Below are 13,960 nucleotides of genomic sequence, written 5' to 3'. Positions count from 1 at the left end.
TTTTCCGGCAGGGGCAATTCAGGCCCTGGAGAACCTTGTGGTCACCGCATGGTGTCGTTAACGTTCTCGTCATGCGCCGGTGTCAGCCACCGCGTTTTCGGCCGAGCCGGCCACGTGGAGTGGCCGGCGGAGGCATCTGCGGCACCACGGCCTGATTTCCCCCGTCCGAGGCGCCCTGCCTGTACAGGCATGCGGTCGTCGTCCGTCACACTCCGGCGAAAGGGCACCGATGAACTCTTCTGGTACGGCGGCAAGAGGCGGGCGGCCGGGACCCACCCGCCGCCGCTTCCTTGCCGGTCTCGGCGCGGGCCTGTCGGGGCTGGCGCTCGCCGGCTGCGCCCGCGGCGACAGCACGGCCGCCGTCGAGGGCACGGCGAGTTTCAGCAACGACAACGCCAGCTGGGACGACGGCTACGCCCTGGCCTCCAAGGCACTGCAGCCCCTGACCGGGTACGCGCTGCGCCCGTTGTCCGTCCCTGAGGCGGTCGCCTACAAACTGGTCGCCCAGATGACCCTGCAGACCTCGCGTGCGCCGGACATCATCAAGTGGACGTCGGGCTACGAGCTGAAGAAGCTGGCGCGGAGCGGACAGCTCACCGATCTCTCCGGCCTGTGGGGCGCGTACGCGGACCGCGGCTGGATCAGCGAGTCGCAGCGCGATGCGATGCAGTACCGCGGCGCGGTCTACGGCATTCCGATGCACGAGTCGTACTACGTCGTGTTCTACAGCCGGCCGGTCTTCGCCAGGCTCGGACTGCGCGTGCCGGAGACCTGGGACGAACTGCTGCACTGCGCCACCGTGCTCAAGCGCAACGGCGCCACGCCCTTCGTGGGCACCCAGTACGGCGGCTGGCCCGCCTACGAATGGTTCCAGGAGCTGATCAGCAAGACCGATCCCGACTTCTACACGGCGCTGGTCGAGGGGAAGGCCCGCTACACCGACGAGCCGGCGGTGCGGGCGATGGGTGTCTGGCAGGACTTCATGCGCAAGGGCTGGATGACCCCGCCCGACTACGACCAGGGCAAGGGCGCCGCCGAACTCCGCGACGGCCGGGTCGGCATGTTCCTGCACGCGACCTGGCACACGAAGAACCTGAGCGGCGCGGACATGGAGCCCCTGAAGGACTACGACGCCTTCGTCCTGCCCACCGTGGGGCGGTCCACCAAGAAGTCGGTGATCACGGAGAGCAGTGCACTCGCGGTGCCGCGCCGCGCCGCGAGTCACGAGGCCGGCATGGCGAACGTGGGGGCCTGGCTGCACCCGGACGTGCAGCGGGCGTGGACGGACTACCTGCAGGACGGTTCGGCCAATCCCGTCGTACGGGCGGGCAACCCCGTGGTGGCCGGTCTCCGGGACAACATCGCGAAGGACCGGCGGGCGCGTCTCGTCCGCTACAGCGAGGCCAGCCCGCCCAGCCTCATCCAGGGCAACATCCAGGACCTGTCGGCGTTCATGACCGGGCAGATGTCGCCCGGGGCGACGCTGCGCAGCATGGCGGACCGCGCCGACGAGGAATGGAAGACGTGGAGGCAGGACGAGGCATGAGAACCACTACCGCGCCACCCTCCGCCGGACACCGGCCGCCCTCGCCCGAGCCGCGCCCGCTCCGGCCGGACCCCGCCCGGCGCCGTGTGGCGGCACGCGAGCGTTTCGCCGCCGGCGCCTTCATGACCCCCGCGGTCCTGCTGGTCGGTGTGGTGCTGCTCGCGCCCTTCGCGACCACGGTCTACCGGAGCTTCTTCGACGACCACCGGCACTCCGGATTCGCCGGACTGCACAACTACCAGCTCTTCCTCACCGACGACGCGCTGCTGCGCTCCGTGGAGAACACGCTCCTGTGGGTGGTGGGGACGGTGGCGCTCCCGTTCGCACTCGGGATGCTCATCGCCTGCCTCACCGACGCCACCCGCTGGTCCCGGTTCGCCCGGCTGTGCGTCATCATCCCCTACGCGCTGTCCGGTGCCGCCGTCGCCGTGGTGTGGAACTTCGTCCTGAGCACCGACGGCGCGCTCAACCAGCTGCTGTCGGCGGTCGGCCTGGAGTCCCTCAGCACCAGCTGGCTGCTGGACTGGCCGGGCAACACCCTGGTCATCATCTGCGTCAACGCCTGGCAGGCGACCGGCGTGGCCGTCATCCTGATCCTCGTCGGACTGCAGGGCATTCCGCCCGAGACGCTGGAAGCGGCCTCCCTGGACGGCGCGGGTCCCTGGCAGCGCTTCCGCCACGTCGTGCTGCCGCAGCTCCGCCCGGTGTCGATCATCGTGATCGGCATGAGCCTGGCCAACGGACTGAAGTCCTTCGACCTCCTGTGGGTCCTCACCCGGGGCGGCCCGGGGCGGGCCACGGAGACCCTGGCGGTCTCCATGTACCAGGAGACCTTCCTGCTCCAGCGGCCCGGGGCCGGCTCGGCGATCGCGGTCGTCCTCACCGTGATCGTCCTCGGCGCGTCCTGGCTGTACCTGCGGCGCCAGTTCGACGAGAAAGGCGCATGACGATGCATTTCGGCAGAGTTCTGCGGAACACCGTGCTGATTCTCCTGTCCCTGCTGTGGGCCGTCCCGTCCTGGCTGCTGCTGGTCAACGCGTTCGTCCCCGCGAAGGAGTACACGGGTACGCCCCACTGGCTGCCGGGGAGCTTCGGGCTCTTCGACAACTTCTCGCAGGCGTGGAACGAGGCGGACCTGGGTCCGGCCATGGGCAACAGCCTGCTGTACGCCGTCGTCGGCTCCCTCGTCGCGGTGCTCATCGCCACCGGCGCCGCGTTCGCGGTGGTGATCATGCCGGTGCGGCGGCGCGTCCTGTGGTTCTGGCTGATCTACTCGGGCACGCTGCTGCCGCTCCAGGTCTTCCTGCGTCCGCTGTTCCTGTCCTACGCGCGCTTCGACCTGTACGACACGCAGATCGGCATGTTCCTGGTGTACGCCACCATCTCCATCCCGTTCGCATTCTTCCTCATGCGCAACTACGCCACCACGGTGCCCCGGGAGGTCGTGGAGGCGGCGCGGATGGACGGCGCGTCGTGGTGGCGGATGTTCTGGCAGATCCACGTACCGCTGTCGAAGTCGGCGATGGTGGCCGCGTTCTCGTTCCAGTTCGTGGCGATCTGGAACGACCTCCTGTTCGGCATCACCTTCAGCACGAGTGACAACATCCGGCCCGCCATCGCCGCGCTCTCCGAACTCCAGGGCAGTTACTCCGCCGTCGGGCCCCCCGTGGTCCTCGCGGGCGCTCTCCTGGTCTCGCTGCCCACGCTCGTCCTCTTCTTCTCCGCCCAGCGCTTCTTCGTCAACAACCTCAAGCTCACGCGCTGATCCCGGCCACCGGTTTCCGTGCCGTCCACCCGCACCGGCCTTCCCACGCCCGTCCCGTACCCGCCCCACTGCGCCCGGAGCCCTCTGTCATGCATGACGACCGTGAACTGACCGAAGCCCGACTGCGCCGGGTCCTCGACCAGCGCATCCGCCCCGCCGTGTATCCCGATTCCGTGCCGATGGAGGTCGGGGCGTGGGTCTCGCCCGGCGAGCCGGTGCCGGTGGCCGACGGTCTGGCGGCCGTCCACGAGCCCGCCGCCGTCGGGGCGCGGTGGGGCGCCGCCTGGGACACCACGTGGTTCCGGGTACGCGGCCGGGTGCCCCCTCGGTGGGCGGGCAAGACCGTGGAGGCCGTGCTGGATCTGGGCTTCGACGGCGTCCGGCCGGGCTTCCAGTGCGAGGCGCTGGTCTACACCCCGGACGGCACTCCGGTGAAGGGCATCAACCCCCGCAACCAGTGGGTCCGTGTGGGCAGCCCGGTCCGGGGCGGTGAGGTGGTGGAGTGGCATCTGGAGGCCGCCTCCAATCCGGACCTGGATCTGTTCTCGTTCCTGCCGACGGCACTCGGCGACCGGCACACCGCCGGTACGGAACCCCTGTACCGGCTGGCCCGGATGGACCTCGCGGTCTTCGACCGGCAGGTGTGGGAGCTGGTGCAGGACCTGGAGGTGCTGGACGAGCTGATGCACGAGCTGCCGCTCGACAGCGAGCGCCGCAGCCAGGTACGGCGTGCCGTCGGCAGGTCCCTGGACGCGCTCGACCTCCAGGACGTGAACGGCACGGCGTCCGCCGCCAGGCAGGAGCTGGCCGGTGTGCTGGCCGCGCCGGCCCACGCGTCGGCGCACCGCATCAGCGCCGTCGGGCACGCGCACATCGACTCGGCGTGGCTGTGGCCGCTGCGCGAGACCGTGCGCAAGGTCGCGCGCACGGCGGCCAACATGACGGCGCTGCTGGAGGACTCCCCCGAGTTCGTGTTCGCCATGTCCCAGGCGCAGCAGTTCGCCTGGATCAAGGAGCACCGGCCGGAGGTGTACAGCAGGGTCAAGGACGCGGTCCGTGAGGGGCGCCTGGTGCCCACCGGCGGGATGTGGGTCGAGTCCGACACGAACATGCCCGGCTCGGAGGCGATGGCCCGGCAGTTCGTGCACGGGAAGCGGTTCTTCCTCGACGAGTTCGGTGTCGAGAGCGACGAGGTGTGGCTGCCCGACACCTTCGGTTTCGCGGCGGGCCTTCCGCAGATCATCGCGGCGGCCGGCGCCAGGCGTCTGCTCACGCAGAAGATCTCGTGGAGCCGGACCAACTCCTTTCCGCACCACACCTTCTGGTGGGAGGGGATTGACGGGACGCGGATCTACACGCACTTCCCGCCGGTCGACACCTACAACTGCTCGATGCTGGGCCGTGAACTCGCGCACGCCGCGCGCTCCTTCAAGGAGCAGGGCGCCGCGAGTCACTCGCTCGCACCGACCGGCTGGGGGGACGGCGGGGGCGGCACGACGCGCGAGATGGTCGCCAAGGCGGCCCGGACGCACGACCTGGAGGGGTCTCCCAGCGTCACCTGGGAGTCGCCGGAGGCGTTCTTCGAGAAGGCCGAGGCCGAGTACCCCGATCCGTCCGTGTGGGTCGGCGAGCTCTACCTCGAGCTCCACCGGGGGACCCTCACCAGCCAGGCCCAGACCAAGCAGGGCAACCGGCGCAGTGAACACCTGCTGCGGGAAGCGGAGTTGTGGGCGGCCACGGCGGCGGTGCGGGCCGGGTTCCCCTACCCGTACGACGCTCTGGACCGGATCTGGAAGACGGTACTGCTGCACCAGTTCCACGACATCCTGCCCGGCTCCTCCATCGCCTGGGTGCACCGCGAGGCACGTGAGACCTATGCCGGAGTCGCTCGTGAACTGGAGGGCGTCATCGGCGCGGCGCTGGGGGCGCTGACCGCTTCCGGAGACACCGCGCTGCTGGCCAACTCGGCTCCCCACGCGCGGGACGGGGTGGCGGCGGGTGCGCTGGGCGCGCCCTCGGTCGACGGCGCGGATGTCACCGCGGAGGCCGACGCCGAAGGCGGCCACGTCCTCGACAACGGGCTGCTGCGGGTACGCGTCGACGCCCGGGGCCTGGTGGTCTCGGTCCTCGACAGGGAGACGGGCCGGGAGGCGATCGCCCCGGACGCGGCGGGGAACCTCCTGCAGATCCATCCGGACCTCCCCAACCGGTGGGACGCCTGGGACGTCGACGCCTTCTACCGCAATGTCGTCACGGACCTCGACGACGTGCGGGAGCTGACCCTGGAACAGGACGGCGGCGAGGCGGCGACGGTGCGGGTCGTGCGTTCCTTCGGGAGTTCGCGGGCCGTCCAGTCCCTGACGCTGGCACGCGGGCAGCGCCGGATCGGCCTGGAGACGGAGGTGGACTGGCACGAGACGGAGAAGTTCCTGAAGGTGGCCTTCCCGCTCGACGTCCACGCCGAACGGTACGCCGCGGAGACGCAGTTCGGGCACCTGTACCGGCCCACCCACACCAACACCAGTTGGGAGGCGGCGAAGTTCGAGGCGTGCGCGCACCGTTTCGTGCACCTGGAGGAGCCGGGCTGGGGTGCGGCGCTCGTCAACGACTCGACGTACGGTCACGAGGTGACCCGTGCGGTACGCGGTGGTGCGGAGCGCGGGACCACCACCACGGTCCGTCTGTCCCTGCTGCGTGCGCCCCGCTTCCCGGACCCGGAGACCGACCAGGGCACGCACCGCTTCCGCTACTCGCTCGTCCCCGGCGCGCGGCTGGCCGACGCCGTCCGCGAGGGGCACCGCATCAACCTTCCCGAGCGCCGGGTGACGGGCGCCCCGGATTCCGTGGGCGCCGTGCCCCTGGTCTCCGTCGACACCGGGCAGGTCGTCGTCACCGCGGTGAAACTCGCCGACGACGCCACCGGCGACGTGGTCGTACGTTTCCACGAGGCGCTCGGGGGACGGGCCTCGGCCACGGTCACCGCGGGCTTCGACGTCGCCGGCGTCACGGCGGTCGACCTCCTCGAACGGCCCGTGGACGCGCCCGCGCACATGACGGCCGAGGGGAACTCCGTTCGCCTGACCCTGCGGCCGTTCCAGATCGTGACCCTGCGGTTCGCCAGGAAGGACCACGTCTGACGGGCCGAGTGCCCCGGCGCCGCCCGCCCATCCCGCACGCCCGCGGCCCTGTCGCCGCCCGGCCTCCAGAGGAACACTCCGCATGACCTCCGACCGCTCCCTGTGGACAGCGACTCCTGCCCCGCACGCCGGCTCCTGGCCGGTCGTGGACGGCACGCCCACCCTGCACGTCGACCTCGACCGCCCCGACGCCGTGTGGCCCGAGGTGCACCCCGGCATCCACGACGCCGACGGCGGCCACCGCGCGCACCGCGTCGTGGCGTCGTTCACCCTGGAACGCGCCGAGGACGCCGTCCTGCACCTCGCGTACGCCGCGGAGCGCGGCCCCTGCCCCGATCTCGAGGTGGTCCTGGACGGCGCGCGCCACTCGCTGCACCACCTCGCCGTCGAGCGCGCCGACCGCTCCCGTACCGGAGACCCGGGCCCCACCTCCGGGCACGGCACGCTGCGGATCGCGCTGCCCGCGGCGTGGCTCGCGCCGGGCCGCCACGAACTGAGCGTCACCACCGTGCTGGACGAGCCGGCGGCCACCGGCGCGCCCCGGGCCGAGGACGGTCCGCCCGCCCGCCGTCCCGGGGAAGAGCTGCCTCCGGCACGGGCCCACTACGGGAAGTGGTTCGGTTCGTACCTGCGGTGGAACGCCGTCCGGCTGGAGTCGAGCAGTACGCCGCCGCCCGAGGCGCCCGCGTGGTCCCTTCGGGCCACGCCCCTCCACCTGCACGGCGCCCCGGAGCCCGTGCCGCTGGTCGAGCTGACGGCCCGGGTTCCCGCGGGCGCCGCCCTTCCCGGTGACCTGTCCCTGCGATACCAGGGCCGGGTCCTGCGCGTTCCGGCGGCCCCGGCGCGGGACTTCGGCATGGTCCGCTGGCGGCTGCCCGCGCCCGGCTTCGACGCGCCGGCCGAGTTCGCCGTCCACACCGGTGAGACCCTGCTGCACCGTGCCGGGCTGACCCCGGCCCGCCGCTGGACCCTGCACCTGATTCCGCACGTGCACCTGGACCTCGGCTTCACCGACACCCAGCCGAAGTCCCTTGAGCTGCACTGCCGCAACATCGACAAGGCCCTGGACCGGTACGAGGCCGACCCCTCGTTCCGCTACAGCGTGGACGGGTCGCTGGTGGTGCGGGAGTACCTGGACACCCGCTCCCCGGAGCGCGGCGCCCGTCTGACGGAGGCCGTCGCGGCCGGGGTGATCGGCGTCAACACCTTCCACAGCAACCTGCTCACGGGCATCACGAGCCTGGAGGAACTGCGCCGCGCCCTGGACTTCGGCGCCGGTCTGCCCGCCGGGCCCGGAGCCGTTCCCCGGTACGCCAACATCACCGACGTGCCCACGTGGACGGGGGTCCTGCCGTCGGTGCTCCGGACGGCCGGTGTGGACGCCTTCGTGGGCATGTCCAACCACCATCGTGCGGCCACCACCGGCAGCGACGAGGTGCACCTGGCCTCGCCGGTGCGCTGGCGGGCGCCCGACGGCAGCGAGGTCCTGGCCCACTTCGCCGACCACTACTCGCAGTTGCGGTTCGTCGCCGCCGACCCGCAGTCCGTCGCCGGGGCGGTCAACGGCCTGGAACGCTATCTCGAACGCTACGAACGCACCGACTACCTGCCCACCGACCTCGCGGTGATCGGCACCCACGCCGACAACGAGGACCTCGGTGACGGTGACGCCGGGTTCGCCGACCGGTGGAACGAGGTGTTCGCGTATCCCAGGGTGCGGGTCTCCACGTTCGGCGACTACCTGAGTGCCGTCGCACCGCTGCGGGACCGGCTGCCGCTGCACAGGGCGGAGGGCGGGAGCTTCTGGGAGGACGGGCCCGCCGCCTCCGCCGCGGACGCCGCCGCCTACCGGCGGGCGCAGGCCGTACTGCCGGCGGCCGAGACGCTCGGTGCCGTCTCGCAGTTGATGGACGGGCGCTACCGCCCGAACCGTGCGGCCCTGGACCGTGCCTGGGACGGTCTGATCACCGGCGGCGAGCACACCTGGAACTGGGCCCGTGCCGTGTCCCATCCGCACGCTCCGCAGATCGACGACCAGCTCCACTGGAAGCGCCGCGCCATCGACGACGCGGCGCGGATCTCCCTGGACGAGAGCCGCCGGGTGCTCGGTCAGGTGGCCGAGTCCCTCGGACTGGACGGCCCCTGCCTCCTGGTGCACAACCCGCACCCCTGGCCGGCCTCGCTGACCGTCGAGGCCGATCTGCCGCGGGGCAGCACACCGCTGGACGCGTCGGGGGAGCCGGTGCCGATGGAAGTGCTGAGCGACTGCGCCGGCATGCTCCGGGTCCGGCTGGTCCTCGAGGAGATGGAAGCCTTCGGCTACCGCTCCTTCCCGCTGAGTGACCGCAACGACACCGTTCCCGCGGGGGAACAGGCCCCGGCGGCCGCGGCTGTGCCCCCGTCGCACCCCGACGACGAACGGACCCCGGTGGGGAGTGCCGCGGCCGGGGAGACGATCACGAGCGAAGGGTGGGAGATCCGGCTCCGGGAGGGCGACGGACTCCCGGCCGGCCTGCGCCATCTGCCCACCGGCCGTGAACTCCTCGACCCTCGGGCGCCGTTCGCGCTGGGTGAGCTGATCCGGCTGAGCGCCGCCGGGGCCGGGGAGAGCGCCGCCCACGACCGGACCATGATCAAGCAGCTCGATTCGCGGCTCCACCCCGGCGCCCCCACCGAGCTGGCCGAGGAGCGCCCCCTGATGCGGCTGCTCGGCGCGCGCCGCACCCCGGACGGCATCCGGCTGCGGTGGGCCGGCGAGGGCGCGGGCCTCGCCGACATCACCGTGGAACTGCTGCTGCGCGACGGCGCCGACCAGTGCGAGCTGGCCGTGGAGGCGACGAAACTGGCGGTGCTGGACATGGAGTCGGTGTCCATCGCCTTCCCCTTCCTCGTGGACACACCGACGGTGCGTTACGACAGGCAGCTGGGCTGGGTGGAGCCGCGGGCCGACCACGGTCCCGGTTCGTCCAACGAGTGGCTGTCCGCCACCTCTGCCGTGACGGTCACGGCGCAGGACGGGCCCGGTGTGGTCTGGGCGGCCCCCGACAGCCCGCTGTTCTCCTCCTCGGACCTGGTCAGGGGGGTGTGGCCCGAGCGCTTCTCGGAGCAGAACGGCTACCTGTACGCGTACGTGATGAACAACTTCTGGCCGTGCAACACTCCGCCGGCGCAGCCGGGCCGGGTGCGGTTCCGGTACGTCTTCGCCGCCGTCGGCCGGCACGAGCCCGCTGCGGCGTCGCGGTTCGGGGCGCAGGCCCGGCTCGGTGCGCTGGCCCAGGAAGTGACCCCGCTGGACCGCTTCACCGGGACCCGGCGGCCCGGCTTCGCGCGGGGTGCGCTGCTCGACCTGGGAGACGTGCCCGACTGCAGGGTCTTCCTGTCCGGCGACGAGGACGGACTCACGGTCCGCATCGCCAATCTGCGGGCCGGGGAGAACCGTGACGTCGCCCTGCGTGTTCCGGACGGTTTCCGGGTGGTGGAGTCAGCCGGGGCGGTGCCGTCCGCCGACGGCAGGATCAGGCCCCGCCTGAGCGGCTTCGGCATGACGGAGCTGTTCCTGCGCCGCGGCGGCGGGACCCGGTAGTTCCGGACGGCAGGGGTGGGCCGGCGCGCGTGGCGGTCGGGGTGCGGGCGCCGGCCGCCGCGCGCGGGCAAGGACCAGGCCTCCGGGAGGTCTGCCGGGAGGTCAGTGGAAGCAGAGGCAGAAGGGGTGGCCCTCCGGGTCGGCGTAGACCCGCCAGTTGGCCTCGGGGCGGAGCTGGTCGGTCCGTTCCAGCACGGTCGCGCCGAGGGCCAGTGCCCGCTGTTCCTCTCCGTCGAGGTCGTCCACGTCGAAGTCCAGGTGAAGCTGTTGCGGGCGCTCCTGGCCGGGCCACTCCGGTGCCCGGTAGCCGTCGACCCGCTGGCAGGCCAGCGGGGTTCCCTCGAAGCCCCGGACCTCGACCCAGTCGGCGTCGTCGGGGTCCGCGACCACCCGGCCGCCCAGGAGGTGCGCGTAGAACTCGGCGAGCCGGACCGGATCGGCGCAGTCCAGTGCGACCGCCTGCAGCTTTCGAATCACTTCCGGCACCCTTCGTCTCTCCCGGACGCTCCCGCGGCGTCCCGTACGCAACGGTGGTACCCGGCACCACGGGGGCCATGCGCGGCGACACGCCGGGCGTGCCCCGCGTGCCCACTCGGCCGCCGAGGTGCCGCGACGGCGCGGGCGGGGGCGGGCCCTGTGCACCACGGCTTGACTCTCCAGTGGCTGGAGACCGGAGAGTGGACGACATGAACGGCGCGAAGCACCTGCACTCGATCGGTGACCTGTCGGCCCTCACCGGCGTCCCGGTACGGACCATCCGCTTCTATTCGGACACCGGGCTGCTGCCGCCCACCGACCGTACCCCGGCGGGCTACCGCCGCTACGGCGCCGCGGCCCTGGGGCGCCTCCACCTGATCGGCGTCCTGCGCGACCTGGACGTCGGTCTCACCACGATCCGTCGCGTCCTGGACGGCGACCTCTCCGTCGCGGGCGTCGCGGCCGCTCACGCCGATGCCACCGCCCTGCGGATCCGCACGCTGCGGATGCGGCAGAGCCTGCTGCGTCTCGTCGCCCGGCGCGGTCTCGGCCCCGAGGAGACCGTTCTCATGCACCGCCTCACCCGACTCACGTCCGGCGAACGGAAGGCCCTGGTGGGCGACTTCGTCTCCGGCCTCGCCTCCGAAAACCCCGGGTCCCGCGACGCGGCCGCCGTGCTGCGCACGGCTCTGCCCGTCCTCCCCGACGATCCGTCCGAGGCCCAGCTCGCCGCGTGGACCGAGCTGGCCGGGCTGATGGCCGACGACGGCTTTCGTGCGCGCATGGTTCGCGCGCCCTTCCCGCCCGTCGACGCGGACGCTCTGCCGGGTGTGGCTCCCGGGACGGCGGCGGCTCTCCTGGCCTTCGTCCGGGAGGCGGTCGCCGACGCGAGGCGGGCGGGCGTCGAACCGGACAGCGCCGCCGCCCGGCCCGTGGTCGACTCCGTGGTGGAACGCTTCGCCGCCGCGCTCGGCCGCCCCGCCGGACCGGAGCTGCGGCGGTGGATGGCGAGTCGGTTCGAGGCGGCGCACGACCCGCTCGTCGAGCGGTACTGGCGCCTGGTGTGGACCGTCAACGACTGGCGGATCGTCGACGGGCACCTGCCGTTCCAGCCGTGGATGGCCGAGGCCCTCGCCCGGCCGGAACCGGAGCCGACCGGACGCTGACCCGTCGCGGGGCACCGGCGCCCAGGCAACGGGCGGCAATGGTGGGTGGTGGCGCTCGCGGCATGCGTACGCCGGCGAGCGGTGGGCCGGGGTGCGGTGGGCCGGGGCGCGGCGGGCCGGGGCGCGCTGTCAGAGGGCGATCAGTCCCGCGGGGGTCCGCCGGAATCCGCAGGCGTCGAAGTAGAAGGATTCGAGGCCCTCGTCGAAGTCGACGTGCAGCCATTCGCAGCGGGCGGAGCGGGCACCTTCCGCCGCGGCCGCGACGAGTGCCCTTCCTACTCCGTGCCCGCGGCGGTCCCGGGCCACCGTCGTGTCCAGCACGAAGGCGTGGGCGCCTCCGTCCCAGGCGACGTTGACGAAGCCCACGAGCCGGCCCTCGTCGCGTGCGCAGACCCAGCCCAGGCTGTGCCGGCGCAGTTGGGCGAGCCAGTCGACGTCCTGGGGCGGGTGGCCGAAGCCCTCGGCGTGCAGGGCCTCGACAGACGCGCTGTCGACGTCGCCTCGCCATTCATAAGTGATCGCCATGCGGTGATGGTATGGCTGGGGCGCCGGGCCCGTGGCCGGCGTGTGTGCCGGGGCGGGCAGCCGCGGGGCCGTCGTGGCACGGCGCCCGCGGCTCCCGGCTCAGCCTCCGACGGTCAGGTCGCCGAGGCCGAGCCAACCGTCGTTGTTCTGGGTCGCGTTGGCGAAGCGGAGCTTCTTGGCGTCGGGGTTGATGTCCTCCAGCGGGTTCTTCGCCTTCATGACCAGCTGGTAGTCACCGGCGGTGACACCGGACAGGTCGAGGTCGGCGTCGAAGTACTCGGGGTGGCCGAAGTCGAGGTGGGCGGGGTCGGGGCCCACGTTCCAGTCGGGGAAGGCGCGGATCTTCTGCGGCATGACCCTGCGCAGGTCCCAGGAGGTGTCCCAGGTCCTGACGACACGGCCGGTGGAGTCCTTCAGGCCGAGGCTCACGGTCCACGGGTAGTAGAAGGGCGCGACGCCGTCGTTGGTGATCCGTACGCCGACGGTCGTGGTGTCCTGCGCGGTGTCGTGGAAGTAGGCGTGGTCGACCGTGAGGTCGTAGCCCATGGTGCGGACGGCGGCGGCCACGTTCGGATCGTCGGCGGCGTAGCCCGCGCTCTTCTCGTTGATCTTCCAGGTGGTGTGCTCCAGCTCGATGCACGCCCGCATGTCGTCCACGTCGCCGGAGCCGCCCGGCCAGTGGTCGAAGGCCCGGTCCTGGATCTCGGGACGTACCTCGCCGCCCATGGAGGCGGTGATCCACCGGTTCTCCACGCCGTGGTCGAGGGCCTTCTGAAGTTGGGACCAGGAGGCGCCGCCCATCGACTGCGGCAGGGTGACGCCCTCCGGGGGGTCGCCCTCGCGGAAGCAGAAGGAGTCGTCGTGGTAGCCGACGGCGGGCAGGGCGTCGGCCGCACCGCCGGCGTTGTCCGGCGCCCGCACCTCGACCCTGGTGTGCGTGAAGGCCTCGTTGAACGCCTCGATGATCTCGGCGCCGTGGGCGTCGGTGGGCATGAGGTTCGGGTAGCCGTCGGCGGTGTCGGTGTCGTACGGCCAGGTGTGCCACTCGCCCCACAGCCCGATCAGGCCCATGTGGATGTAGCCGAGGCGCGGGTCGCCGTCGTAGCGGGCGCCGAAGGCGGCCACGAAGTCCTTCAGGCCGTCGAGCAGGTAGCGGTTGTCGTAGTCCGGGCTGGTGGTGTCCCACTCACCGTTGTGGCGGTAGTCGACGTGCCCGTCGAAGCAGTGCGGGATGGCGTTGGTGGGGTGGCCGCCGGCGTCGTCCGGGTACTCCATGTAGAAGCGGATGGCGGCCTGGTTGCCGTAGGAGGCGACCTCGTCGAGGACGGCGTCGACGAGGTCCCAGTCGTACGCCCCGCAGTCGGCGGCGTCGGTCATGACCTCGGACAGGCCGAAGTAGGTCCAGGTGAGGGAGTGCGGGTAGCCCGTGTTCTGGTCGGCGCCCGGCGCGTAGAAGCGGGCGAAGCCCTTGAGCGGGTTGTCCAGCGGTGCGTCGGCGCGCTCCAGCGGGTGTGCCGGGAGGGAGGGATCGGGGTCCGGGCCGGGCTCGGGGCGCTCGGGGGCGCCCGCGGCGGTCGTACCGGCGGTCGTACCGGCGACCGGGCCGGGGCCCTGGTCTGCCTGGGCGGTGACCGGCAGCACGGCCGCGGCCAGCGCGGCGGCGGCCGAACCGATGCCGACCAGCATGTTTCTGCGGCGTCGTCGTGCGAAGGTGCGCATCCTGACAACCTCCCGGCACACCCGCTGGAGCGCGCCGACGCA

General features: G+C 72.2%; 9 protein-coding genes. 6 read left to right on the top strand and 3 right to left on the bottom strand.

Features of this window, described 5'->3' with window-relative positions; all coding sequences use genetic code 11:
• The first annotated feature begins 229 nt into the window (after positions 1 to 229).
• The 5 genes from HZS56_RS23625 (at position 230) to HZS56_RS23605 (ending at position 10,031) form a co-directional block, all read left to right on the top strand.
• Positions 230 to 1,546, top strand: a complete 1,317-nt coding sequence (locus tag HZS56_RS23625) for an ABC transporter substrate-binding protein (RefSeq protein WP_216722777.1) — start codon at positions 230 to 232, stop codon at positions 1,544 to 1,546.
• Positions 1,543 to 2,493 (top strand): carbohydrate ABC transporter permease, encoded by a 951-nt coding sequence (locus HZS56_RS23620; protein ID WP_216722776.1) that lies wholly within the window; start codon positions 1,543 to 1,545, stop codon positions 2,491 to 2,493. The genes HZS56_RS23625 and HZS56_RS23620 overlap by 4 nt, the downstream gene beginning before the upstream one ends.
• A complete protein-coding gene (locus HZS56_RS23615; RefSeq protein ID WP_216722775.1) occupies positions 2,490 to 3,311 on the top strand; it encodes a carbohydrate ABC transporter permease in 822 nt (273 codons plus the stop codon). Before HZS56_RS23620 ends, HZS56_RS23615 begins: the two co-directional genes overlap by 4 nt.
• 89 nt (positions 3,312 to 3,400) lie before the next feature.
• The gene (locus tag HZS56_RS23610) at positions 3,401 to 6,448 is read left to right on the top strand and encodes an alpha-mannosidase (protein WP_216722774.1); all 3,048 of its coding nucleotides are present in this window, start codon (positions 3,401 to 3,403) and stop codon (positions 6,446 to 6,448) included.
• An 82-nt stretch (positions 6,449 to 6,530) separates the two neighbouring features.
• Complete coding sequence (locus HZS56_RS23605) at positions 6,531 to 10,031, top strand: glycoside hydrolase family 38 N-terminal domain-containing protein (protein ID WP_216722773.1); 3,501 nt, start codon at positions 6,531 to 6,533, stop codon at positions 10,029 to 10,031.
• A 102-nt stretch (positions 10,032 to 10,133) separates the two neighbouring features.
• On the opposite strand, the gene HZS56_RS23600 is transcribed toward HZS56_RS23605, so the two are convergent.
• The gene (locus HZS56_RS23600) at positions 10,134 to 10,508 is read right to left on the bottom strand and encodes a VOC family protein (protein WP_216722772.1); all 375 of its coding nucleotides are present in this window, start codon (positions 10,506 to 10,508) and stop codon (positions 10,134 to 10,136) included.
• Between the two features lie 209 nt (positions 10,509 to 10,717).
• On the opposite strand from HZS56_RS23600, the gene HZS56_RS23595 reads away from it, so the two are divergent.
• On the top strand, positions 10,718 to 11,674 hold the full coding sequence (locus HZS56_RS23595; protein ID WP_216722771.1) for a MerR family transcriptional regulator: 957 nt from the start codon (positions 10,718 to 10,720) through the stop codon (positions 11,672 to 11,674).
• A gap of 129 nt (positions 11,675 to 11,803) precedes the next feature.
• On the opposite strand, the gene HZS56_RS23590 is transcribed toward HZS56_RS23595, so the two are convergent.
• Positions 11,804 to 12,199, bottom strand: coding sequence for a GNAT family N-acetyltransferase (locus HZS56_RS23590; RefSeq protein WP_216722770.1), 396 nt, complete (start codon positions 12,197 to 12,199; stop codon positions 11,804 to 11,806).
• A gap of 99 nt (positions 12,200 to 12,298) precedes the next feature.
• Positions 12,299 to 13,960: DUF4832 domain-containing protein (locus tag HZS56_RS23585; RefSeq protein ID WP_253914742.1), on the bottom strand; the 1,662-nt coding region annotated here is incomplete at its 5' end.

Source organism: Streptomyces mayonensis (assembly GCF_018982965.1).
Taxonomy (GTDB): Bacteria; Actinomycetota; Actinomycetes; order Streptomycetales; family Streptomycetaceae; genus Streptomyces; species Streptomyces mayonensis.
This window is presented reverse-complemented; position numbering and strand designations above follow the sequence as displayed.

Excerpts from the sequence above, each read along its gene's own strand:
- HZS56_RS23625 (WP_216722777.1), top strand. The coding sequence starts at position 230 with ATGAACTCTTCTGGTACGGCGGCAAGAGGCGGGCGGCCGGGACCCACC.
- HZS56_RS23620 (WP_216722776.1), top strand. The coding sequence starts at position 1,543 with ATGAGAACCACTACCGCGCCACCCTCCGCCGGACACCGGCCGCCCTCG.
- HZS56_RS23615 (WP_216722775.1), top strand. The coding sequence starts at position 2,490 with ATGACGATGCATTTCGGCAGAGTTCTGCGGAACACCGTGCTGATTCTC.
- HZS56_RS23610 (WP_216722774.1), top strand. The coding sequence starts at position 3,401 with ATGCATGACGACCGTGAACTGACCGAAGCCCGACTGCGCCGGGTCCTC.
- HZS56_RS23605 (WP_216722773.1), top strand. The coding sequence starts at position 6,531 with ATGACCTCCGACCGCTCCCTGTGGACAGCGACTCCTGCCCCGCACGCC.
- HZS56_RS23595 (WP_216722771.1), top strand. The coding sequence starts at position 10,718 with ATGAACGGCGCGAAGCACCTGCACTCGATCGGTGACCTGTCGGCCCTC.
- HZS56_RS23590 (WP_216722770.1), bottom strand. The coding sequence starts at position 12,199 with ATGGCGATCACTTATGAATGGCGAGGCGACGTCGACAGCGCGTCTGTC.